The 22,301-nt window shown below is 67.3% G+C and carries 17 protein-coding genes and 1 pseudogene; 5 read left to right on the top strand and 13 right to left on the bottom strand.

The window, feature by feature from the left end:
- Window positions 1-158 precede the first annotated feature (158 nt).
- A complete protein-coding gene (locus ACIHAX_RS27030; RefSeq protein ID WP_397280277.1) occupies window positions 159-2,108 on the bottom strand; it encodes a VWA domain-containing protein in 1,950 nt (649 codons plus the stop codon).
- A gap of 25 nt (window positions 2,109-2,133) precedes the next feature.
- Window positions 2,134-3,528 (bottom strand): ATP-binding protein, encoded by a 1,395-nt coding sequence (locus ACIHAX_RS27025; RefSeq protein ID WP_355078642.1) that lies wholly within the window; start codon window positions 3,526-3,528, stop codon window positions 2,134-2,136.
- 140 nt (window positions 3,529-3,668) lie between these two features.
- Here ACIHAX_RS27025 and ACIHAX_RS27020 point away from each other — a divergent pair, with 140 nt between their 5' ends.
- Window positions 3,669-4,007, top strand: a complete 339-nt coding sequence (locus ACIHAX_RS27020) for a VOC family protein (protein WP_364435224.1) — start codon at window positions 3,669-3,671, stop codon at window positions 4,005-4,007.
- Window positions 4,008-4,169: 162 nt separating this feature from the next.
- On the opposite strand, the gene ACIHAX_RS27015 is transcribed toward ACIHAX_RS27020, so the two are convergent.
- The 3 genes from ACIHAX_RS27015 to ACIHAX_RS27005 form a co-directional block, all read right to left on the bottom strand.
- Complete coding sequence (locus tag ACIHAX_RS27015) at window positions 4,170-5,837, bottom strand: hypothetical protein (RefSeq protein ID WP_397280275.1); 1,668 nt, start codon at window positions 5,835-5,837, stop codon at window positions 4,170-4,172.
- A 216-nt stretch (window positions 5,838-6,053) separates the two neighbouring features.
- On the bottom strand, window positions 6,054-7,082 hold the full coding sequence (locus ACIHAX_RS27010) for a transglycosylase SLT domain-containing protein (RefSeq protein WP_397280273.1): 1,029 nt from the start codon (window positions 7,080-7,082) through the stop codon (window positions 6,054-6,056).
- Window positions 7,083-7,290: 208 nt separating this feature from the next.
- Entirely contained in the window at window positions 7,291-9,747 is a 2,457-nt protein-coding gene (locus ACIHAX_RS27005) for an FHA domain-containing protein (RefSeq protein WP_364435231.1), read from the bottom strand.
- A 563-nt stretch (window positions 9,748-10,310) separates the two neighbouring features.
- Here ACIHAX_RS27005 and ACIHAX_RS27000 point away from each other — a divergent pair.
- Together ACIHAX_RS27000 and ACIHAX_RS26995 are read left to right on the top strand one after the other, a co-directional pair.
- Window positions 10,311-10,928, top strand: a complete 618-nt coding sequence (locus ACIHAX_RS27000) for a dihydrofolate reductase family protein (RefSeq protein ID WP_397280270.1) — start codon at window positions 10,311-10,313, stop codon at window positions 10,926-10,928.
- Window positions 10,929-11,393: 465 nt separating this feature from the next.
- On the top strand, window positions 11,394-12,548 hold the full coding sequence (locus ACIHAX_RS26995; RefSeq protein ID WP_364435236.1) for a transcription termination factor Rho, short form: 1,155 nt from the start codon (window positions 11,394-11,396) through the stop codon (window positions 12,546-12,548).
- Window positions 12,549-12,638: 90 nt separating this feature from the next.
- On the opposite strand, the gene ACIHAX_RS26990 is transcribed toward ACIHAX_RS26995, so the two are convergent.
- The 5 genes from ACIHAX_RS26990 to ACIHAX_RS26970 all read right to left on the bottom strand — a co-directional run bounded on the left by ACIHAX_RS26990 (window position 12,639) and on the right by ACIHAX_RS26970 (window position 17,237).
- Window positions 12,639-13,343 (bottom strand): MerR family transcriptional regulator, encoded by a 705-nt coding sequence (locus ACIHAX_RS26990; RefSeq protein WP_364435329.1) that lies wholly within the window; start codon window positions 13,341-13,343, stop codon window positions 12,639-12,641.
- A gap of 84 nt (window positions 13,344-13,427) precedes the next feature.
- A complete protein-coding gene (locus ACIHAX_RS26985) occupies window positions 13,428-14,633 on the bottom strand; it encodes a glycoside hydrolase family 76 protein (protein ID WP_397280267.1) in 1,206 nt (401 codons plus the stop codon).
- A gap of 339 nt (window positions 14,634-14,972) precedes the next feature.
- Complete coding sequence (locus ACIHAX_RS26980) at window positions 14,973-15,383, bottom strand: hypothetical protein (protein ID WP_364435242.1); 411 nt, start codon at window positions 15,381-15,383, stop codon at window positions 14,973-14,975.
- A 226-nt stretch (window positions 15,384-15,609) separates the two neighbouring features.
- Window positions 15,610-16,587 (bottom strand): hypothetical protein, encoded by a 978-nt coding sequence (locus tag ACIHAX_RS26975; protein ID WP_397280265.1) that lies wholly within the window; start codon window positions 16,585-16,587, stop codon window positions 15,610-15,612.
- A 32-nt stretch (window positions 16,588-16,619) separates the two neighbouring features.
- Window positions 16,620-17,237, bottom strand: coding sequence for a TetR/AcrR family transcriptional regulator (locus ACIHAX_RS26970; protein WP_397280263.1), 618 nt, complete (start codon window positions 17,235-17,237; stop codon window positions 16,620-16,622).
- A gap of 84 nt (window positions 17,238-17,321) precedes the next feature.
- On the opposite strand from ACIHAX_RS26970, the gene ACIHAX_RS26965 reads away from it, so the two are divergent.
- Entirely contained in the window at window positions 17,322-18,284 is a 963-nt protein-coding gene (locus ACIHAX_RS26965; RefSeq protein ID WP_397280261.1) for an NAD-dependent epimerase/dehydratase family protein, read from the top strand.
- 104 nt (window positions 18,285-18,388) lie between these two features.
- Here the strand turns inward: ACIHAX_RS26965 and ACIHAX_RS26960 are convergent.
- Window positions 18,389-18,788, bottom strand: a pseudogene (locus ACIHAX_RS26960) (VOC family protein).
- A gap of 103 nt (window positions 18,789-18,891) precedes the next feature.
- On the opposite strand from ACIHAX_RS26960, the gene ACIHAX_RS26955 reads away from it, so the two are divergent.
- Window positions 18,892-19,887, top strand: a complete 996-nt coding sequence (locus tag ACIHAX_RS26955; protein WP_397280259.1) for a helix-turn-helix transcriptional regulator — start codon at window positions 18,892-18,894, stop codon at window positions 19,885-19,887.
- A 294-nt stretch (window positions 19,888-20,181) separates the two neighbouring features.
- Here ACIHAX_RS26955 and ACIHAX_RS26950 read toward each other — a convergent pair whose 3' ends face one another.
- Both ACIHAX_RS26950 and ACIHAX_RS26945 read right to left on the bottom strand, forming a co-directional pair.
- Window positions 20,182-20,667 (bottom strand): SgcJ/EcaC family oxidoreductase, encoded by a 486-nt coding sequence (locus ACIHAX_RS26950; protein ID WP_397280257.1) that lies wholly within the window; start codon window positions 20,665-20,667, stop codon window positions 20,182-20,184.
- A 37-nt stretch (window positions 20,668-20,704) separates the two neighbouring features.
- Window positions 20,705-21,667 carry an RNA polymerase subunit sigma-70 gene (locus tag ACIHAX_RS26945; protein ID WP_355078627.1) on the bottom strand — a complete coding sequence of 321 codons (963 nt, stop codon included), beginning with the start codon at window positions 21,665-21,667 and terminating at the stop codon, window positions 20,705-20,707.
- Window positions 21,668-22,301 lie beyond the last annotated feature (634 nt).

Below are 22,301 nucleotides of genomic sequence, written 5' to 3'. Positions count from 1 at the left end.
ACGCACGAACGTGTACCGCCGGAACGACACAGCCGCGCGAGTCTTCTCGCTGTGCGCGGCGCACGGCGGCAGGGACCTGCCCGGAGACGGCAAGGGCAAGTAGTGATCTCGCAGCAATCACCAGATCGGCCGCACTGCCCGCCCGCGAAGCCGCGACTTCAGCGCCTGCCACGCAGGTAGTCGCTGACCACGGCGGCGCCCAAGCCGTCCAGGCCGGGCGCCACCACCCGGCCGCCGCTGCGGCGGGCCACCAGGTCGACGAACGCGGCCAGGCGCGGGTCCTCGCCGAGCATGAACACCGTCACCGACGCACCCAGCTTGGCCAGGGCGTCGACCTGCGCCATCGTCACTGCCAGCGTGCGTTGCGCGGGTGGCCAGTTGAAGTAGGTCTCCCCGTCCGGCTCCAGGTGCGCGGTCGGCTCACCGTCGGTGACCACGAGCACGACCGGCACCGCGTCCGGGTGCCTGCGCAGGTGCGCCGCGGCCAGCAGCAGTGCGTGGTGCAGATTGGTGCCCTGTTCCCAAACGCCTTCCAGCGCGGTGAGTTCGCCGATGTCCACGGTCGTCGCGTGCCTGCCGAAGGTGATCACGCTCAACGCGTCGGAGCGGAACCGGGTGCCGATCAGATGGTGCAGCGCGAGAGCGGTGCGCTTCATCGGCACCCATCTGCCGTCCTGCACCATCGACCAGGACGTGTCGACGCACAGCGCGACGGCGGCCCTGGAGCGCTGCTCGGTCTCCATGATCTCGACGTCGGAAACGTCCAGCCGCACCTGGCGATTACCCGTCGACGCCGACCGCAGCACGGCATTGCGCACGGTCCGCGACACGTCCCACGGCTCGGTATCACCGAAGCGCCAGGCCCGGGAGCCGCCGGTCGGCTCGCCCGCGGCGCCGGCCGCGGCGGTGTCCCGTTCGCCGCGCCGAGACCGCAAGCGCCCGACGACATCACGCAGCGCCACCTCGCCGAGACGCCGCAAAGCCTTGGGCGTCAACCGGAGCGAGCCGTCCTGCGCTCGTTCGAAGATGCCTTGCCTGCGCAATTCGCGTTCCAGTTCGGCCAGCCGCGCGGCGTCCACGCCCGCGTCCGCGCCGAGGTGGCGCTCCAGCGCGTCCAGATCGATGTCCTCCAGCCGGGCGCCCGCGTAGGTCTGGCCGAGTTGCTCGGCGAGCGCGTCGAGTTCGGCGAGATCTTGCAGGGCCTGCGCGCCCGCGCCGAGGCCGAGCGGATCCTCGCCGCGAAACCGCCGCGCGGAGTTCCAGTCCTCACCGGGACGCAGCGCCCGCAGATGCGCGTCCAGCGCGGCGACCTGCTGGGCGATCGCCGGATCGCCGAACGCCTGGCCGATCAACTCGGACAGCTCCGCGCGCTGCTGCTCGGTCATCGAATTCATCATGCGCTGCGCGGCGGCGGCTCGGGCCGCGAGCGCGTCGATCAATTCCTCGGTGTCGCGCGGGTTCTCGGGGAAGAACTCGCCGTGCTCGGCCATGAACTCGGCGAACCGCTGCTCGGTGTTCTCGCCCCTGGCATGGGCGGCGAGCAGGTCGTTGAGGTCGGACATCATCCGTCCGACCCGCTCGACGTCCTCCGGGGTGGTGTTCCGCAAAGCCTGTTTCATGCCCTGGAAGCGCGATTCCAGCAGCTCGCGGCCGAGCAGGTCACGGATCTTCTGATAGTTCTCGCGGCCGGTCTCCGATCGCCAGGCGTAGTCGGCGAGTTCGGTGACGGCGGCGGCCGTGCTCGACGGCAGGGCGTCCAGCTGCGCTTCGGCGAACCTGGCGTCGTCGGAGGGGTCGGGGAACAGTGCGCCGCGCTCGGCTTCCAGCGCCTCCTCCAGCAGTTCCCGGACCTGCTGCAACGTGCCGTCCAGCCGGTGGCTGCGAGCGATCTCCGCGCGGCGCTGCCACAACCGGCGAGTCAGCTCCTCCAATCCCGGCGTGCCGCGGGTGCCGCGCCGCAGCAGCTCTTGCAGGGCGTTGCGTGGCGAGCTGCCCTCCATCACGTCGCGACCGATCCGGTCCAGTGCCTCGCGCAGGTCCAGCGGGGGCGCCAAGGGATCGGGCCCCTCGTGGTAGGGGCCGTAGGAGTAGCGATCGGGGTTGGTCACGATGCCTCGCCGGGAACAGCGGCGGTCATCGGCCGTACACCGCCAGACCGTCGTCGGAGTCCTTCGCGATCTGCCGGGCCAGGTAGAGCGCCTCCAGCGCGAACTCGACGGCCGAGGCGATCCGCGGCGGCGGATCGGCAGCGTCGACGCCGAGCCGTCCGGCCACCTCGTGCAGGACCGGCAGTTCGGGCAACGCCGAGAGGACCTCCGCGCCGGGCACGCGTTCGCCGGTGGTGACCAGATGCCCGTCCCCGACCGCCTCGGCCAGCGGCCGCAGATTCAATCCGCCGAGCAGGGCCCGCGCGGTCTCGGAGAACGAGCGGCGCAGCAGATGGGTGAGATGTTCCTGCTCACGCCCCTCCTCCCCGGACTCGAATTCCAGCTTGCCGCGCAAGACGGCGGGAACGGATTCCAGGTCGACCGGACGCGCCACGGCAGGGCTCTCCCCCGTCACCGCGGACCTGCGCAAAGCCGCCGCGGCCACCGTCTCGGCCGCGGCCACGGCGAAACGAGCGGATACGCCGGACCGCTGGTCGATCGCGGACGACTCGCGCAATTGCCGCACGAACCGGGCGAGCACCTCGATCAGCGGGTCGCCCACTTCGGCAACGAGCTCGGCCTCCTGGCGCACCAGCGCCACCTCGGCCTCCACGCTGAGCGGGTAGTGAGTGCGAATCTCCGCGCCGAAGCGGTCTTTCAGCGGCGTGATGATCCGGCCGCGGTTGGTGTAGTCCTCCGGGTTGGCGGTGGCGACCAGCAGCACGTCCAGCGGAAGGCGCAGGGTGTAGCCGCGGACCTGGATGTCGCGTTCCTCCATCACGTTCAGCAACGCGACCTGGATACGTTCGGCGAGATCTGGCAACTCGTTGATCGCAACGATGCCGCGATGCGCGCGCGGGACGAGTCCGAAATGGATGGTCTCTGGGTCACCGAGACTGCGGCCCTCGGCCACCTTCACCGGGTCGACGTCGCCGATCAGATCGCCGACGGAAGTGTCCGGCGTGGCGAGCTTCTCGGCGTACCGCTGCGAGCGATGCCGCCACGTGACGGGCAGCTCGTCGCCGAGTTCGGCGGCCAGCCTACGACCGGCGGGGCTGATCGGGTCGAGCGGATGTTCGCCCAGTTCGGCGCCCGCGATCACGGGCGTCCATTCGTCCAGCAGGCCGACCAGGGTACGCAGCAGCCGGGTCTTGCCCTGGCCGCGCTCACCGAGCAGCACGACGTCGTGTCCCGCCAGCAGGGCGCGTTCCAGCTGCGGCACGACCGTCCGGTCGAACCCGACGATGCCGGGCCACGGGTCGCCACCGGAACTCAGCAGGGTCAGGAGGTTCTCGCGGATCTCGGTCTTCACGCCACGCGGCAGGTAGCCGGCCGAACGTAGCTCGCCCGCGGTCGTGGGCAGGTGTTCGGGAACTTTCACGAATTCGACGCTACGTCCATTCCGCCATCGGGTCGACCGAAAGAAATCGATGGACGCTAGATTGCTAGCATGCTAGCCTGGATGGCGCGCCGATCAAGACGACATCCCGGACAACCGAAGCAACCCGAGGAGAGAGCGATATGACGACGAAGGGCATCGAGGGCGTCCACGTGGAGACGCACAACTGGGGCGCGACCGCGAGATTCTTCCTAGCCCTCGGCTATGAGCCGGAATTCACCACCGACCACAACTCCGGGCTGTTCCGCAACGGCGACGGACCCTATGTCTTCATCGCGGAGATCCCGAACAATCAGACGCCCCGCACCCAACTGGTGCTGACCGTCACCGACGCCGACGCGTTCCAGCCGAACAGCGATATCGACGTGGTCGCACCGTTCGAGGCAACCCATTACGGCACAAAGGAAATGACGGTGCGCGATCCCGACGGGCGCACCTGGAGTCTGCAGGCTCAGGGCTGAAAACGCCCCAGACACTGTGCGCCGTTGCGCCGCGCCGCAATTCGGTCCGCGCTCCGGCACGCCGTCCGTTTGCAGGTGAGCGGCAAGACGGTCCGTAAACGAACTCGCCAAGTCGGCCTTGCTGAACTGTGCTGTCTCCGAACGGATTACGGCCCGTTCAGGTCATCGCGTGGTGAGTTGCGGTTCGTTGGACGCGTGCGGCGCGGTCGCGGCGGGGTCCTCCGGTTCGTGCACGACCGGAGACGGGTGCACGGCACCGACCGGCGTGACCTGCTCCATCCGCGGCGCGTGGTCGTTGCCATCGGGTGCGTAGTGCTGGGCCATGCCCGGCTCCAGCGCACGACCATTCGACTCCGAACGCGTCGCGGCAGCCTCCGAGAGCGCGACGTGCCCGGTGGGCTCCACCGTGCCAACGGCGTTCGACTCGGGGGGCACCTCAGGGGCCGCCGAGAGCATATGTTCGGTGACCGCCTCGGCCGCGCTGTGTGCCGTCGACTCGGGATGCGCCTCGGCGGTCTCGCCGCGCGCACCATGCTCGTTCGCCGCCACCGCGAATCCGGGGGCACTCGGCTCGGGCACGGCCACGGAAGGCTCCACCGGCTGCTCGCCCGGCTCCGCCTGCCTGCCGGTGCGAATCCGGTCGAGCGTCTGTCGCACCGCCGCCGCCAGACGTGCGTCCAGGACAGCTTCGTCCGGACTGGCTGCGGCAGGCGCTTCCGGACCGCCCGCGCCGGCCGCGGACGGCCGTTCGATCGCGGGCAGCGGCGTCGTTGCCAGCCACAGCTCGGTGAGTTCGGCCGCCGCGGCGGCGGGCGTGGCAATCGGGGCTTCGACGGCGGGCTGCTGCCCCGCCGCAGCGGCCTGTCCGTGCTGCGGAGCCGCGGGGGCCCCGCCCTCCCGGCCGGGTGCGGGCGGCTCACTCGCGGCGGATTCGCTCGCACGGCGAGCCGTCGGCTCCATGAGGATGCTCGGAAGGATCTGGTTCCCGGCGCCGCCGACCTGGGTGAGCGCCGCCAGTCGTTCCTGGAGATCTTCGTGGTCGGGGACGGCGGCGGTCGCCTGCTCGATCGCGCGCCCGTATCGCTCGGCGACGAGCCGGTGGGTGACGAGCGCGACGCCGATCATGATGGGCGCGATCGCGTGGATGCCGATCCCGGCCACCTCGCCCGTCCTGATGTAGGGAAACGTGTTCAACGCGATACTCGCCGTCAGCAGGACGCCCTCGACGGTGTAGACCTGCCACAGCCGATCGATCACGCCCCACTCGGCGGTGTCCCCGGTGGACAGCATCAGCGCGACGAGTACCGCGCTGATCAGCGCTTCCAGACCGTAGGACAGCCAGAACATCGGATTGGTCGCACCGCCGGACGGCGCGATGTTCTGCTGCACCGTCACCGCGGAGAACAGCATCGAGAACGCGACGACTCCGGCCAGCAATCCCAGCACCCGCGGCTTGCGCTGATGCAGGCGGGCGACTTTCGCGTGCGGGCTGCTGCTGTGCCGCTGCTCACCGATCGCCTGGGCGGCCCGCAGCAAGTCGGCGGCTTCCCGTTCGGCCAGCTCGGCGGCCGTGCGCCGCACCCGCTCCGCGGCGTCGGCGGCCGCCTGGATGCGCGCCCGTTTCTCGTGGCGTTCATAGTCACGCACGAGCTCGGCCAACTCGCGGGAGGCGGCGAGCTCACGCTCAGATAATGCTTCGAGCAGCGCCGGATCGTCCTGGTGCGCCAATCGCTCATGCGCGATCTGCACCCGATCCGGCAGCGCGCCTGCCACCAGATCATCCATCGGCGACGCCCCGGCGGGCGCGTTGGTCGTGAAACGACGGAACATCAGCAAAGAACCTTTCCGACGGTCGAGTGTTCCAGACGCAGCGCGCCATAGCTGCCTCGGCCGTCGAACCGGACGACCGACCCGGCCGAGAACGAAAAGATAACTCGTCATCGAAATCCGTTCGACCCGACGAGCAATCGGAGCCGCTCAGTGGCAGCGGAACGAATCCCGCAGGACAGATCGCAGATCCCATCCGGATCGCTCCCGTACCCGGGCTCAGTAGCCCTTCGGCGAACGATTCGGATCCGCTTGCTGAACCTTCGCTTGCAGGTCGTGGCCGTCGCGGGAGACACCGTACCGCTCCATGACGTAGTTCATGCTGGCGGCGACATTGGCCACCGGATCGTGAATGTTGCTGGAGGTTCCAGCGGCATGGTAGCCAAGGAAGGTGCTGGGGATCGTCTGGGTAAGTCCCCTGGACGCGTGTCCGGCGGCCGCGTTGCTGTCCCAATTGTTCACGGCGTTGGGATTTCCGCCGGATTCTCGTTCGATCAGAACCCGGTAGCCGCGCTTCCAGTACTCGCGGGCCACCGGATCGGTGATGCCGAGCGCGTCGAGCGCGCCGTCGATCGCGGCGTCGACCGAGACGTTGCCCTGGTAACGGGCGTAATCAGCGCTCGTCGCGGCAGGCACGAAGCCGGGGCCGGGTGAATAACTGCGCTGCATGTAGTTGCTCGGCACGTAGTTGCCTGCCGCCGAGGCGGGGGTGTAGGTGGGCGCGGAGCCGTCGATGTTCTTCGCGTGCGCTTGGACGCGGTCGGTGGCCTTCGCGATCTCGTCGTGTACGTCGTCGATCGTCTTCAGCACGGCGTTCGCCAGGCTGATCTCGATGTCCGTAGCGATGTACTGCTTGCCCGGGCTCGCCCCGGGAGCCGCGTCCAGTGTCGCCTGCAGATCTTTGACATGCTGCCTGATAGCGACGAAGGTGCCGCTGGAGATGTCGTAGGTGCCGTAGGCGGACAGATCGACGTTGTCGTCTTGCTTGCGGATGTCGTCCTTGATGTCGTCGAACTCCTGCGCCCGGTTGGCGTAACCCTCGGCCAAGACCGACTTCTTCTCGTCACCGGTGACGAGCTTCTCGTCGCGCAGCAACTTGACCACATCCGGCGCCTGCGAAGGCGAACCCGTCGCCAGCAGATCCGCCGACGTCTGGATCGTCTGGCGGCCCACTTCGACGACCGCCTTCAGGCCCGGGCTCGCGTCCGCGGGCGGGTCCAGCTTCACCACCCAGCGCTCGGTGCTCATCGAGACCCCCCAGCCCCGGTCGGCCGCGGCCTTGCGAATACCAGCATCATCACCTCACGCCTGACAACGCTCACCAGGCCGTGCGTGGCCTACCAGTCCGACGCCGTCGAGTATCCCGCAACGCCCCATGCCCCTTTCCCGGCTGTGGGAGTAGCGGCTTCGAGCAGCCGATCGCCACGTGCGCGCGCCGGCGCGGCGCGCGAAGACGTCAGATCGTTGCGGGGCGGCGGGCGCCGCGGCGCCGTGGACGCAGTTGGTAGAGGCGATACCAGGCCAGCGCGAGGAAGATGGCTCCCAGACCGGCGACCACTCCCATATCGAGCAGCCAGGTGCCGATGGTGTGTTTCCACAGCGGGTCGGGGCCCCCGTCATGCGGGGAGAGGGTATCGAGGTCGAGAGTGGCGGCTCCCGCGGCGAACCCCCACCGAGCCGGCGCGATGTATGCCAGCTGCTCCAGGACGGGAGTGCCGGGCAGCCGCACCAGACCGCCGGTGAGCACCAGTTGCGCCATGGACAGCACGATCAGTAACGGCAGCGTCTTCTCCGAGGTGTTCACCGATACCGACACCAGCAAGCCGAGTGCCAGCGACGAGATGCCGAGCAACGCCATCATCAGCATCAATTCCAGCTCGACCGAGGTGAACAGCCCCGTGGGCGGCATACTGACCCCGATGGTGCCGATCAGGACGAGCACTACCGCCTGCAGCGTGGTGATCACGCCGAGGACCAGCAGTTTCGACATCAAATAGACGCCGGCCGACAATCCTGCCGCGCGTTCTCTGCGATAGATCGTCTGTTCCTTGACGATCTCCCGGATCGAGTTGCCGGTGCCGACGAAGCATGCCGCGAACGCCAGGATCATGAGCTTGGTCGCGGCATCGACGTTCGTTCCCGGCGCACCGGTGAATCCCTGACCGGCCGGCACGGCGGCGATCAACCCACCGAGCAGCAGTGGCATGACACCGAGCAGCGCCAGATAACTGCGGTCCGAGGCGATCACCGCGAGGTAACGCCTGCACAACGTGCTGAGCTGGCTGAACTTGGACTGCGACGGTGGCGGCGGCGTCGGTGTGTGCACTTCCGCGGGGACGACATCATCGGTCGGGCCGACCGACACGTAGCGGTCGTAGCGTGGCGACTCCCGGAACTCACCGGCCCAGTCCCGCTCTTCCTCGCGGTCGAAAGCCTGGAACACCTCGGCCCAGCTCCCCGCGGCGAACTGCAGCAACCCTTCCGCGGGCGGACCGTAGTAGGCCAGCCGGCCGCCGGGCACCAGGACCAGCAGGCGGTCGCAGGCATCGAGGTTCGCGACGCTGTGGGTGACGACGATGACCGTACGCCCGTCGTGCGCCAGTCCCGACAGCATTTCCATGACCGTCTTGTCCAAGCCGGGATCCAAACCGGATGTCGGTTCGTCGAGGAACAGCAAGGAGGGTTTGGTCAACAGTTCCAGTGCGACGCTCACGCGTTTGCGCTGCCCACCCGAGAGCCGATCGATGCGGGTGTCGGCGTGCCGCGCCAAGCCGAGCTCGTCGAGGACCTCGTCGACCCGCTGCTCGCGCTCCTCGCGGCCCGTGTCACCGGGGAAACGCAGCTCGGCCGCGTAGAGCAGCGCCCGGCGCGTCGGAAGCTGGTTGTGCAGGATGTCTTCCTGCGGTACCAATCCGATGCGGTGGCGGAGTTCGTCGTAGTTGGTGTACAGATCGCGGCCGTCGTAGAGCACCGTCCCCTCGGTCGCGGGCCGCAACCCGGTGATCGCGCCGAGCAGTGTCGATTTGCCCGCCCCGCTCGGGCCGATCACCCCCACGAGCGATCGTCCCGGGATGGGGAACCTCACGCTGTCCATCAACACCTTGCCCTCGGGTGTCCGGACGGTGATGTTCTGCACGCAGACCGATACGTCACCGGTGTCGACGAACTCGCGCAGTTCGTCGCCGACCAACCGGAAGGTGGTATGGCCCATTCCGATCAAGTCGGATTCGGACAGATCGGCGGCGGCGACGCGGGCTCCGTTGACGTAGGTGCCGTTGTGGCTGTCGAGGTCGACGATCCGGTATCTGCCCGCACCGATCGTTCGCAACTCGGCGTGATGGCGGGAGACCATGAGATCGTGCGCGACGATGTCGTTGTCCGCGGCGCGCCCGATCCGGAGAGTGGGCGACGTTATCCGGACCACCGCGCTGGGGTGATCCGCCGGAGGCGCCGACCGCGACACCCGCCGGGGCAGGCCCGGATCGAACTTCGTGACCGTTGCTTCGTCGTCGAGAGCGTAGCCGGGGTTCGGCACGATCATCGTGTCGCCGCCGGCATCGCCATCGGGTTCCTGCTCGGGTGGGGTTTCCACCGAGCAAGCCAATTTCTCGCCGTCCACCGCGTGTCCGAGCTGGAACGTCTCGTCGTGATCGATCACCATCCGATCGACGCGGTGACCGTCGAAGAACGTGCCGTTGAGACTGTGCGCGTCCTCGATTTTCCAACCGTCCGCACCACGCTCCAGAACGGCGTGCAACGACGAAACGCGGGGATCGGAGACAACGATATCGGCCGCCGGATCGCGACCGACGTTATAGGCACCACCAGCGCGGAGCCGATAGACGCGTTCCCGTGTCTGGACCACGAGAACCGGCGCCTCGGGCAATTCGGTGGAGGATGATCCGTCCGCCATAAAGGGAGTATACGACCGCGCCACACGGTAGCCGCAATAGTCGCGACCGCCCGATCTCGCCACGAGTCTCATCGCCGCGATCTCGCTCCATCACACGAACCCCGGCTGAGCAGTACAAATAGGCATGTAAGACAGTGGGGCAGCCTCGTCCGCAGCCACCTGCTCACGCCGGATTCGAGAAACGGCAGTCGAATCCAAGGAATCGCAACCGATCGTGCCGTTACAGCTCGGATCGATAGGTGAGTCCCGCTTCGTCGCGATATTTCCGCATTCGGCACCGGGGTCAGCTAATACGGTCGCGGCAATACAAATCGTTCAATGTTGAAATCATCCTCGATCGCCCCAGGAGTTGTTCCGAAAACGTCCGACCGCCGCAGCCCGATTGCGTTTTCTTGCAACGAAACCGGCTTGCCACCCTGCCTTCCTTACCTATACAGCGTCGGCCGACCCCGTACCGGTTCCACTCCAGATGTGCACACGACTTCGCCTGTGCCGCAATGCCGAAAGGCTAGGCCGGCCGCCGCGACCGATGATTTTCGGTCGGGGGGCCCGTCCTGACACACATGACCGATCTGACAGAAGACAGCCGCATGCAGATCCGCGCACGCCTGTGCATGAGTGCCGACGGTTATGTGGCCACTCCGAACGGCTGGCCGCCCCAGGTGCTGGATCCGCTCCACGGGCCTGGCAGCCATGGCATCGCGGAATTCCTCGAGCCTGTCGAGGCGGCGCTGATGGGCCGGACCACGTTCGAACCGGCGCTCACAAACGACCGGTGGCCGTGGCCGGGCTTGCGGGTGTTCGTGCTCGGCTCGCGTCGTCCGGAGGGCACGCCCGACGATGTCATCGTCGAAAGCGATCCGGTTCGACTGCTCGAGCGCTTGCGCGCCGCCAATCGCGGTGGCGATGTCCATCTCATCGGCGGTCCCCGCACGGTCGACACCTTTCGTGCGCTCGGCGCGCTCGACAAGCTGGAGCTGGTGGTCCTGCCGTTCCTGGTCGGCGGAGGAATGCGCCTCACTGATGCCCTGAGCGTCGATACGGGCTTGGAATTCGAAGCCTCGCGCGCGCTGCCGGGCGGGTCGGTCGAGATCGCCTACCGGGTACGGACCGACGGAGCCGTCCCCGCGGCGCAGGAGCCGGACTGGGCGCCTGACTCGCAACGTCGACGCGGGAACTGACCCGAGCACGAGTCTGCCGATCACCGCCGCGCATCACCCGAGCACAGCCGGCGGTACACACTCCATGCCGCGCGCTTGGACAAACAGGCAAGCCTGGGTCTGAAGTGCCTGTGCCACAGCATATTCGCGACTTCACAAGGTGCACGAAGCGGTTCTCTCGAGCAGCGCGCAGTCGTGCTCGCGTGCTGAGCAGTTCAGCTGATCTACGGCGGGGAACAAACGGGCGCTATTGCGTGTTGTCGCTGATGCCGCTACCGTGAGGCGGTCTCCATCTTGTGGATGTAGGTGTCGACCCCCTCCCACAAGAATCCACAGTCGCCACGGCGGTCTCGTATACCGTGCGCCGGCAGCACGTCCGGAGCAGACAGCGCCCAGCCACCTAACGGCGCATGCAACGAGCGTCATTCCCGTAGGCGGCATTCATCGGCAACCCGCCACATTCATTGCCCCCCGTAGGAGAAAACCATGCAAGACAACACTATCCACAGTGAAGACAGCCCCACCGGGGAGAACCGGACTACATCGGTCACCGGCATCCTCGACATCACGCACAACCACGCCTCGCTGCACGTCGACGGTTATCTGCCCGGACCGCGGGACGCTCATGTGCCCGCGCGTTTGATCCGCGAGCACGGCCTGCGCCGCGGCGATACCGTCACCGGCACGGTCGGACCGAAACGTGAAGGCGCCAAACTCGCACCGCTTGTCGGAGTGGACAGCATCAACGGCTTGCCACCCGGCAATACCAGAGCGCGACCGCACTTCGCCGATTTGATCCCCATCTATCCCCAGGACCGTCTACGGCTGGAGACCGAGCCGCATGAACTGACCACCCGCGTCACCGATCTGGTCATGCCGATCGGCAAGGGCCAGCGCGCGCTGGTCGTCGCACCGCCCAAGGCGGGCAAAACCTCTGTGCTGCAAGCCATCGCGCACGGCATCGCCAAGAATCATCCCGAATGCCAGCTGATGCTGGTATTGGTCGGGGAACGCCCGGAAGAGGTGACCGACCTGTCCCGAGCGGTACCGGCCGAGGTCGCCGCCGCGACCTTCGACCAACCGGCCCAGGACCACATCGCACTCGCCGAACTGGCCATCGAACACGCGAAACGCCTTGTCGAAATGGGTCACGACGTCGTCGTGCTGCTGGACTCGCTGACCCGGCTTGCCCGCGCCTACAACCTGGCGGCCGCCGGGTCCGGCCGCATCCTCTCCGGCGGCGTCGATGCCGGGGCACTCGCGCCACCGAAGAAATTCCTCGGCGCCGCACGAAATATCGAGCACGGCGGCTCGCTCACCATCATCGCCACTGCCCTGGTCGAGACCGGCTCGCTCGCCGACACCGTGATCTTCGAGGAATACAAGGGGACCGGAAACGCCGAACTGAAGCTCGATCGGCACCTCGCCGACCGCCGTCTGTTCCCCGCGATCGACATCGACCGCTCCAGCACCCGCAAAGAGGAACTGCTGCTGTCCGCCGACGAGCTCACGGCCACGGGGTCCCTGCGCAAGACCCTCTCGGGCCGCGACCCGCAGCAAGCGCTCGAACTGCTACTGACCGGCCTCCGTCAAACCGGAACCAACCCGGAATTCCTGACCCAGATTCGCAACGCGGGCTGACAAGGGTCTACTGCGCCTGGAGACCGGCATCTACCCCACTCGCCGCACCGAGCGAGTCGACACAGTCCTCGCGGCTCCGCGGATTGTGGATCATTCCTGGGGTGTGCGATCGAGCATCGTGAGGTAGGCATCGAGCTGGGCCGCGCCGGCGAGCAGGTTGCGGCTGCGCGCGGTCAGCCGGTCCTGCCAGGAGTCGAGGAAAGCCCGCAGCGCGTCCGCTCCGCCTGCCTCGCGCAGTGACTCGATGAACTGCGCGACCTGGGACAGCAGGTAGCCGCCTCGGCGCAATTGTCGTGCGATCTCGGCGTCGCGTATGCAGTCCGGTCCGTATTGGCGATAGCCCGTTGCCCGATCGCGTTCGGGGCGCAGGATGCCCTGGGTCTCCCAGGTGCGCAGGGTCGCCGGGTGCACGCGGATTCGGCGTGCGAGTTCGCCCACGGTCAACGGTCGACCGTGGACCGGAGTCGGCATCGCGGTGGACAGACTGCCCAAGGCCTTGGCGACCTCGGTGCGTGTGTCGCGTTCGGTGAGCAGCGCGACGTGGGAGGCGTCGATGAGCCGGTAGGCGGACTCGGTATCGCCGCGGTTGGCCGCGCGCATGATCTCCCTTGCCTGCTGGTGCCCGTGGCCACCCCGCAACGCCAGGAAAGCGCGTAGCGCCTGCGCGTGCAGGAGCGTGTAGCGCCGGTAACCGGTCTCGCTGCGCTCGGTCGGCGGGAGGATGCCCGCGTCGTCGTAGTTGCGGATCGCCTGTGCGGACAACCCGTGTTCCCGGGCGATGTCGATGGGCCGCAGGATGCACCTCCGATCGAGTCTTTGCTCCCTGGCTTCCAGGTAAAAGCGGTAGAAGTCCCTGCGCGCCGCGCTTCCCCCATGGGCTCAGCGGCCCGCGGCGGTGAGCTGGTGATCCGCTTCGAGCAGCATCCACCCGCTCAGCTGTACCGAGAGATCGCTGCTCAGGTTCGCCGACGAAGCGGCGGACGAGTGGGTGAACTGGGGAAAGGTTTCCGGATGCGCCGGCACCGTGACCGGGCGGGTCCAGTCCACACCGAACAGTGGTAGCCCATCCACCTCGGCGCGGTGTTTCCAGGCCGCCTGCGCGGAGGCGTGCACGATATTCGCCGCGGTGGTGTCGCCCAAGGACAGTGCGGCTTCCGCGAGATATCTGGCGAGGATGCCCATGAACAGCCCGGAGTCGTCGCCGGAGGCCGCGACGATCACCCCGGCGTCGGTGAGCCTGTCCCCCGCCGCGGCGACGAGATCTGCCACGCGCCTGCGATGGTGCGATTCACCTGTGCGAAGCGCCAGCTCGGTCTCCAACCCGATGGCCACCCCCTGGCAGTAGGTGTGGACGGTCCGCTCTACTCGTCCGCCGGGCTCATGGACACCGTCGAGAACCAGGCCACTGGCGGTGTCGCGCAATCGAGTGTGCAGGAAATCGGCGAGTTGTCCGGCGCGCGACAGTTCGCCCGAACGCGCCATAGCGATGCCGGTCGGACCGATCGCGGGGGTGTTGTAGTACTCGTCGCCGGACCGCCAGGGCACCGCACCGACGTCCGGATTCCATCCCTCGATCAAACCGGCTCGCAGCTCGCCGACGGCGTCGCCGAAGCGGACGCCGAGCAGCCGGTCGGCGCGTTCGAGTGCCAATACCAACCAGGACATATCGTCGTAGTACCGGTTGGTCCAGCCGGTGAGGTTGCGGGTACGGATACCGCGTGCGATGGCGACGACCCGGTCTATGCGTTCGGGCGTGCCGGCACGATACGCGGCGTCCACCGCACAGTCGAGAAGGTGGGCTTGCCACCAGTAGCACCATCGCGCGAACGACTGGTCCAGCAAGGACCCTGGCCAGACGAGCGTGCCCAGCCGCATCTGCGGCCGACCCCAGAGCGTGCGCACGTGCCGCTGCACGATGGCCTGTTCCGCCAGGTCCGCCCGCCTCCCCGGCTCCTCCGGGCCCGGGGAAACTTTCCGCGTGATCGTCACCGCCTGCGCGGGCTGGGCCAATGCGGTCAGTGCGATCGCTGCTCCGGCCGCCAGCAACACACCGCGCCGACTGATTTCCTTCTTCCGGCGATCCATCCGCTCGGACTCCCTTTACTGAACAACGATCATCGGAGCCGGAAACCGGGCAGCTGGATCCTATCGCGCAACGACCATTACGGCGCGGCGGCGACGGCTCCCCCGGTGCAGGCGGCAACGCTCAGCGCGGCTCCTGCCGGTCCGAGATCGGGAACGCTGCCCACACCGCCGCACGGTTGTGCAAAACGCCCGAACATCATCGGCCTGACCTTTCGAACGCACTGCAAATGCCGCATACCGCGCTGGCCGGTTCGGTCAGCGCGGTATTCCCGAGATCGACGGTGCTGAGGGAATCTCAGGGATTCATTCGGCGACCCGCGGCGGTTGGCCTCCGCTCTTTCACGCGGCGTGCAGAGCCGCAGCCACCTTGCGGGTCATCTCGTCGACGACGGGGCCGGGCTGACCGTTGCGGCTCGTTGCGGCAGCGGCTTCGAGGGCGACCAGCACGGTGCTGCGGAAGTTGTCGGCCTCGGCGGGATCCTGCTGGTCGAGCAGAGCCACCGCGGCAGCCAGGGCCGGCAGCACTTGGTCGGCGAGCTCGGCGACGGTCCTGCCGGTCAGGTGGATGTCCTTGGACTTCGCGTTCAGCACGTGCCCGACCCGACCGGTCGCCGACGTCAACGCGATAGAGCCGGCGGTGGCGGCCTTGTGGGGCTTATCGGAGGCGGCGGCGAGCAAGGAAACCGCGCCGTAGGCGGCAGAGCGGACGGTGGCCTTGTCCTGGTCGGTCAGGGTGAGGGTGGCGGACATTTTGTGCTCCTTCGAAAACCGTTGTGGCAGTGGCCCGAACCGGTGTCGATCCGGGCCCGTTTTGTTCGATGGGCATACTTTGTCCGGAGCGGCTGACAGCGCACTGATGCCGACCTGACACGGTGACTGACACAGCGTCCGACCCGTTACCCCACGACGATGGTCACCGCTGACGGGTGCTGATGGTTGGGTCGACGCGGTATGCGGGCACTACGGCTCGTTCGGCCTACCGAAACCACCTCCGACGTGCCGACTTGCGGGGCTCCATCTGGACGACGATCCCGCCGAAACGTGCCTCCTGCATGGTCGCGGGGTGTCCGTCGATAAAACATGCCCCGGTTCGAGTGGTCTCGACGCATTCCTCCTTCTGGGAGCCGGAGCCGTCCGGGTGCTCGAGCGTATCCGCGTAGTAGCAGATCATCCCGCCACTCATACTGGTGTTGAAACCCCTGACCCGGCGCCCGGCGTGGTCGGTGGTGCGGCTCAGGCAGTGATCGCAGACCGCGCGGGGGTAGCGTTCCTCATAGATCGTCGGCCGGTCGCAGTGCGGGCAGGGTTGCGTGTATCGACGCCCAGCGGCCGGACTTTGCATCAGGAAATCATTGCGGGCGAAGATGCTGCGTGCCGAGTCTCCTCGGACGCCCCTGCGCCGCAGTCCGATTAGAAGGAACTCGGCGTAGTCGGCTACCTCGGGAGCGATCGCTCCGCTCCGGGGTATCTCGCCTATGCGTGTGAGGCCGCCGTCGTAGGCCTCGAGCGCCAGGCGGTGCGCCACCGACAGTTCGCTGTCGGGGATGTGTCTGTTGGCATGTTCGGCTTGGGACAAGTGTTCGGCGATTACCGATTCGATGGTGTCTCCGCTCGCGGACAGTAGCCCGCTGCCGTAACTGGTCGTGGTCACCAGGACGTAGCCGTCCATCTCGCCGCGGTCGGTTCCGATTGTCTGTAAGAACGCGAAACCTTGCCCGTAGCGAGCATTCTCCAGCCCCTGGTGGGGGTATGGGACAAGAGTGTCGGGATCCCGCACCAGATCGCGCGCGATTCGCAGCGCTTCATCGTAGGTCGGCGGAGAGCTCTGGTCTGGCCGCTTCATGACCGAAAGCCTATCGCGCTGAACTTCTCTGACCTGAAAGCGAATTCGGCAGTACAGGATGCTCGGAACCGCGGTCGAGGCGAGGGCCCGATCACTCCGCGACAGTCCCATAAGACGCACGACAGAATCTGGAGTTCCGAAGGTTATCCTTCGGTCGCCCTGGACGTTTGGGTCCCAGTGGAATCAGTGGCTGCGATCGCGAGAGCGGCCAGGTCGAGGTGGATGTCGTCCAGCGGGACGGTGGAGCATTCGGCACGAGCGATGATCATGGCACCCTCGACCGCTGACAGCATGAGTGCCGCGAGCCGTTCGGCGCGCGCCGCCGGAATGCCGTACCGCACCAGCGCCTGGGTCAAGGCGGTGCGCCATTGCCGATAGGCGTCACGGCAGGCGAGGGTGAGTGCGGTGGAGCGCGGAGCGGAATCGAGGGTGACCGTGCTGACCGGGCACCCGCCCAGATAGCCCGATTCGACGAGTCCGCGGCTCAAGTGCAGGGCGAATTGCTCGCAGAAGGAGCGCACATCCGGCGCGTGGGCGGCAGTTTCCCGAATCAACCGGGTGAACTCGTCCGCGGATTCCTCGATCGCCGCGACCGCCAGCTCTTGCTTCCCGCCCGGGAACAGGTAGTACAGCGAGCCCCGGGGGGCGCCGCTGGCAGCGACGATCTCACTGAGCCCGGTGGCCTGATAGCCCTGGCGTTGCAGTAACTCGCGGGCGGCCGCCACCAGGCGCGGCCGGGAATCGGACGGGGGACGAGGCATGTCTCCAGAATACTATGCCGATCGGTCAAGCTACGATCATACTATGATGACCGGTCAAGTTACTTTCGAGAAAGGTAGATAGGGATGAAGGTGCTGCTTACGGGTGCGACCGGGTTTTTGGGGCAACGTGTGGTGCATCGGCTGGTGGCCGACGGACACGACGTATCGACGTTGGTCCGGGGCACGGGCAGGCGCATTCCGCAGGTAACCGTCGTGCCGGGCAGCCTCGAGGACGTGGCGGCCTGGGAAGATCGGCTGGCCGGTATCGACGTCGTCGTTCATGCGGCGGGATTGGTGTCGACGTGGGCTCCTCAGCGTGCCCTCGATGAGGCGATCGTGGAGGGCACGCGCGATGTGCTAGCTGCGGCCGTGCGGCACGGTGTACGCCGATTCGTCTATATCAGCAGTGAATCAGTGCTGCAGGATGGCCGGCCGCTGCTCGACATCACCGAATCCCAGCCCACCCCGGCCGTGCCCAGCTCGCGCTACGGCCAAGCGAAACTCGCCGCCGAACACCTGATCCGCACGCACGCGGATGTGATCGAGACTATCGTGCTGCGGCCCACCTTCATCTGGGGTCCGGGTTCGGGGCAGCTGGCCGACCTGGCCACCCGCGCCCGCGCCGGCAAGCTGCCGCTGATCGATCACGGCATGGCAAGTTTCGAACATGTCCACGTCGACAACGTCGCCGCCGCTGTCGCCGCCGCGCTGAGCGAGGGCACGCCCGGCGGCACGTACCTCATCACCAACGCCGAGCCGATGCCGGTCCGCGAGTTTCTGACCGGCGTGCTCGCCGCCCAGGGCGCGTCGATGCCGACTCGGTCGGTCCCGTCCGGGCCGCTATTCGCCCTCGCCCGGGCCGCCGAATGGCTCTGGTCCACCCTGCCGCTGCCCGGGCGTCCGCCACTGACCCGATTCGAGATCGAATTCCTGGCCCTGCCAAGGCGATACGACATCACCCTGGCCCGCCGCGAGCTGAAGTACGAGCCCGCCGTCGGCTTCGCAGAGGGCATCGCCGGTCTCGACGAAACCCGCCAGCCCATCTAGCCGCAGCGCGGATCGGGCGGAGCCGCCCCATCACCGATCGAGGTTCCGCTTTCACGGGTCTGGCTCTAGTCGACTCGATGCGCGCTCATGCCGATGAGCGGATGTCAAGAAGCGAACTTGGCGACGGCTTGCGCGGTGACCGGCGTGAAGAGGTTGATCAGGTTGCCGTCGGGATCGCGGAACAGCAACGACCGGTTCCCCCCACGGCATCGTCGTGGGTTCGTTGACGAAATCCTCGACCGCATCCCGCAACCGTCGGTAATCGGCATCGACATCGGGGACCAGGAATTCGATGATCGCGGTGTGGTTGTCGGCTGGGCGCGCGCTGCCTGCCGCGAACAGCGCCACGGTGCGGGTGCTTCCGATCGCGAGTGCGCCGGCCGGTGTGACGATTTCGGCGAAATCCGGTGTAGCCCACGTCGCTTCGACACCGGTCACGTGCTGATAGAAGCTGACCAACCGCTGGATGTCATCGGTGATCAGGCGGATCGAGACTAGCTTCATTGTGTGCTCCTGCTGTCGGATGAGGCGGAAGTTCCGCCGCCGCATGCCACCGTAGAGTCGATACCGGACAGTTTCCGCCCGGTATAGATGCGAGAATTTCCCGATGACGCGCCCCACCGCCCGCGTGCTGGCCCTGCTCGAGCTGTTGCAGGCCGGCGGTACCCATACCGTCGGTGAACTGGCCGGACGGCTGGGCGTCGATGAACGCACCGTCAGGCGATACGTGACCCATCTCACCGACCTGGATATCCCCGTCCGATCGGCTCGGGGCCGCTACGGGGGCTACCAGCTCGCCCCCGGGTACCGAATGCCGCCGCTGATGCTGACCGACGACGAGGCGGTGGCGGTGTTACTCGGACTCCTCACCAACCACGGCGCCGACCGATCGACAGCTTCCGCCCGCGCAGCCGACAGCGCTACGGCCAAACTCCGCCGCGTCCTGCCCGCCCGCCTGACGGCCCGGCTGGACGCATTGATCAACACCGCCGAGTTCACCGCCGACGCTCGCCCGGAAGCCGCTGTCGAGACCGCCGTCCTGCTCCGCCTCGCCGAGGCCACCCGCGAGCACCGACCGGTCGCGATCGACTACACCGACCGAAACGGGCGGCCCAGCGAGCGGACCGTGCACCCCTACGGGCTCGTCGACCACTCCGGCCGGTGGTACCTCACAGGACAGGACAGCAACAGCGACGAACTACGCCAGTTCCGGCTGGACCGGATCACCGCGGTGACCACACTGCCCGGAACGTTCACTCCGCCCACCGGATTCGAGCCGGCAGCTCACCTGCTGTCCGCACTTGCCACGGCGCCCTACCGGCACGAGGTATCGATCCGAGTGCAGGGCACGCTCAGCCAGGTCCGCCCGCTGCTCCCCGCGACGATCGCGACCATGCACGAGATCGACTCACCGCCGGCCGACACCCGCCCGTGGGTCCGGGTCCGAATCCGGGCCGAACAACTCGACTGGATTCCCCCAGTCCTCGCCGGCCTGAATCGCCCGTTCGTCATCGAACACCCCGACACCCTCAAAGACGCCGTACGCGCCCTGGCCTACCGACTCACCGCGGCCGCCGACGGCCGATACCAAACCCACAGTTAGCCCCACCGGGCACCTAGACCCGATCCGGGCCGGATCAAGCCCTACCCCCAGTCTTAAGTAGCCGCATAGCGCGCTGATCGAAACCGGCTGGCGGGCAGTGCTGGCGGAACGACGGAGCCCCACCAGATACCAGATGGGGGCTCAACAGAGTCGCTACCAGCAGCGATACGCGCGCTACCCTACTTCTTCGCAGCGCCAGCGCGAGGGCGCGATACACCCTGCGACGGGCGGCCCTCATCCACATCGGCGGATGAGGGCCGTCCAGTCAGTGCGGTGGCTGGTTCACGCCGCGGCTCACTGGGAAGGCGCCAGTACCGGGCTGTTGTGATAGGCGGCGATCAGCCACTGATGGTTGCGCTTCTCGAGGACCCACGTCGCGTTCACCTTGCGCTCGTCGGTGGGAACTTCGGTCTCGCCGGCGAACAGGATGGCGGATTCGCTGATGACGATCGCGGCATCCTCGCCGATGAAGCGGACGCTGAGCTGTTTGTTGTAGGTTGAGCTGCCCGCGAGCGGCCCTGCGAAGGCCAGCGCCATGCTCTGGCGGATCACCTCACGACTGTCGCGGAGCGAGCCCGCCATGATGGCAGTCGCGTCCACGGTGTAGTTGGCGACCATGGCGTCGGCGTCGCCCGCCTCCCACGCCTTGTAGGAATCAGCCAGCACGGCCTGGATCGCGGCCTCGTCTGCGGCGCGATGGTTCGACATCGGAGTCTCCCTTGGTGGTCGGATCGCCTGCAGTGTTCCGGCGACCTCGGGAATACATACCGGCGGCGGCATCAGAACTCATCGCGCCGCTGGAAGGAAATTCTCGGGTCTAGGCGTCGAGTCGGGCCGCCAGGCCGAAAGCCGCGAAAATCTCGGGATCCTGGAACACCGAATTCCGGCTGATGCCCTCGGGGGTGACTGTGAAGATCTGGAGCGTGTGCAGTTCGTACCGGCCACCGACGCGCTGATAGGCGGCGAATCCGGGTTGGCCCCCGTTGGCGGCGACCTGCTGGAGAACCCAGTCCTTCCCGGCCGCCTCGAAGACCCATTCCATGAACAGGCCGTAGTTGCCGCGGCCGGAAAACCAGTTGAGCATCGGCGGCATCTCCATAATCACGTCCTCGGTGAGCAGACGCTTGAGGCCCTCGATGTCGGCGCGCGCGAACGCCGTCATGTAGCGCTCGACCCAGGCGCGCTGCTCGGTCGTGGACGGTTCGCGGACCCGTTCCAACCCGACCCCGATCTCTTTCAGGCGGGTGCGCGCCCGCTGCAAGGAGCTGTTCACCGATACGACGGTGGTGCCGAGAATTTCCGCCGTCTCGGCCGCGGAGAAGCTGAGCACCTCACGCAGGATCAGCGCACCGCGCTGACGCGCCGACAGGTGCTGCAGGGCGGAAGCGAATGCCAAGCGCAGGCTGCTGTGATCGATCACGGTCGCGGACGGATCGGCGTTGTCCAGCAACGAATCCGGTAAGGGCTGCAGCCAGGCGGCGTGCTCTCCCCGCACGAACGGCCCGAGCGGATCCGCCGCGGCCACCAGTCCCGATGGCAGCGGTCGGCCGCCGCGAGTCTGCAGCGCGGTCAGGCAGACGTTGGTCGCGATCCGGTAGAGCCAGGTGCGCAGTGAGCTGCGCGTTTCGTCGTACTGCTCCCGCGCCCGCCACGCCCGCAGATACGTGTCTTGGACCAGGTCCTCAGCGTCGTGCGCCGAGCCCAGCATCCGGTAGCAGTACGCCAGCAGCTCCGTCCGGAACGGTTCGATCCGACGATCGAAGCCTTCTTCCCTCGTCATCACGCCTCATCTCCAGGGTCGTCGCAAGCACCGGACCGGCGACTGCGGTGGTCATCCGCAGTGGAAGGGTCGACCACCACGCGGGTCGTCAACAGCCCGGACATGGCCGACCTCTCGGCCATCCGCTTCAGCCGCATACCGCGCTGACCGAACCGACCGGCGCGCAGCCCGGCCGTACGGCTGGGCCCCACCCGAGATACCGGACGGGGGCCCAGCAGAGTCTCTACTAGCAACGATGTGCGCGCTACCCTATTTCTTCGCAGCGCCTCAGACGTTGAAGCGGAACTCGACCGTCTTGACATCCAATATCCGCACGTCAAACCCCCGGTCCACAACGAACTCCGGTTCCGAAGCCGAATAACGTCTGTACCTGCCTGCCGTGCCCACGGCCGCCAGCACCAGTAGGGGTCCACCTCGGAGCGAGATCAGGCAACAGTATCTGCCACACCTAGACCAGGGCGCCGGGCCTCAAACCAACTACGCCACAACTGATCCGACCGCAGCCCAAGCGGCCCAACCTGGCCACAGGCCAACTTGCGGTAGCGCGCCTCCCGCGTCAGGAATGACTGCTGATGCTGAAGGGGGGACCACGTCGACTTCGGCACGGATTCCGTCGCCGAATGTCCCTTCTCGT

It is taken from the genome of Nocardia sp. NPDC051929, assembly GCF_044548645.1.
Classification (GTDB): Bacteria; Actinomycetota; Actinomycetes; order Mycobacteriales; family Mycobacteriaceae; genus Nocardia; species Nocardia sichangensis.
This window is presented reverse-complemented; position numbering and strand designations above follow the sequence as displayed.

What these genes read in the sequence shown, in the direction of transcription:
- ACIHAX_RS27010 (WP_397280273.1), bottom strand. Translation starts at nt 7,082, where the DNA reads ATGAGCACCGAGCGCTGGGTGGTGAAGCTGGACCCGCCCGCGGACGCG.
- ACIHAX_RS26950 (WP_397280257.1), bottom strand. Translation starts at nt 20,667, where the DNA reads ATGCCGCCGCCGGTATGTATTCCCGAGGTCGCCGGAACACTGCAGGCG.
- ACIHAX_RS27020 (WP_364435224.1), top strand. Translation starts at nt 3,669, where the DNA reads ATGACGACGAAGGGCATCGAGGGCGTCCACGTGGAGACGCACAACTGG.
- ACIHAX_RS26985 (WP_397280267.1), bottom strand. Translation starts at nt 14,633, where the DNA reads ATGGATCGCCGGAAGAAGGAAATCAGTCGGCGCGGTGTGTTGCTGGCG.
- ACIHAX_RS26995 (WP_364435236.1), top strand. Translation starts at nt 11,394, where the DNA reads ATGCAAGACAACACTATCCACAGTGAAGACAGCCCCACCGGGGAGAAC.
- ACIHAX_RS26945 (WP_355078627.1), bottom strand. Translation starts at nt 21,667, where the DNA reads ATGACGAGGGAAGAAGGCTTCGATCGTCGGATCGAACCGTTCCGGACG.
- ACIHAX_RS26970 (WP_397280263.1), bottom strand. Translation starts at nt 17,237, where the DNA reads ATGCCTCGTCCCCCGTCCGATTCCCGGCCGCGCCTGGTGGCGGCCGCC.
- ACIHAX_RS26955 (WP_397280259.1), top strand. Translation starts at nt 18,892, where the DNA reads ATGACGCGCCCCACCGCCCGCGTGCTGGCCCTGCTCGAGCTGTTGCAG.
- ACIHAX_RS26965 (WP_397280261.1), top strand. Translation starts at nt 17,322, where the DNA reads ATGAAGGTGCTGCTTACGGGTGCGACCGGGTTTTTGGGGCAACGTGTG.
- ACIHAX_RS27015 (WP_397280275.1), bottom strand. Translation starts at nt 5,837, where the DNA reads ATGTTCCGTCGTTTCACGACCAACGCGCCCGCCGGGGCGTCGCCGATG.
- ACIHAX_RS27005 (WP_364435231.1), bottom strand. Translation starts at nt 9,747, where the DNA reads ATGGCGGACGGATCATCCTCCACCGAATTGCCCGAGGCGCCGGTTCTC.
- ACIHAX_RS27000 (WP_397280270.1), top strand. Translation starts at nt 10,311, where the DNA reads ATGACCGATCTGACAGAAGACAGCCGCATGCAGATCCGCGCACGCCTG.
- ACIHAX_RS26975 (WP_397280265.1), bottom strand. Translation starts at nt 16,587, where the DNA reads ATGGGACTGTCGCGGAGTGATCGGGCCCTCGCCTCGACCGCGGTTCCG.
- ACIHAX_RS26980 (WP_364435242.1), bottom strand. Translation starts at nt 15,383, where the DNA reads ATGTCCGCCACCCTCACCCTGACCGACCAGGACAAGGCCACCGTCCGC.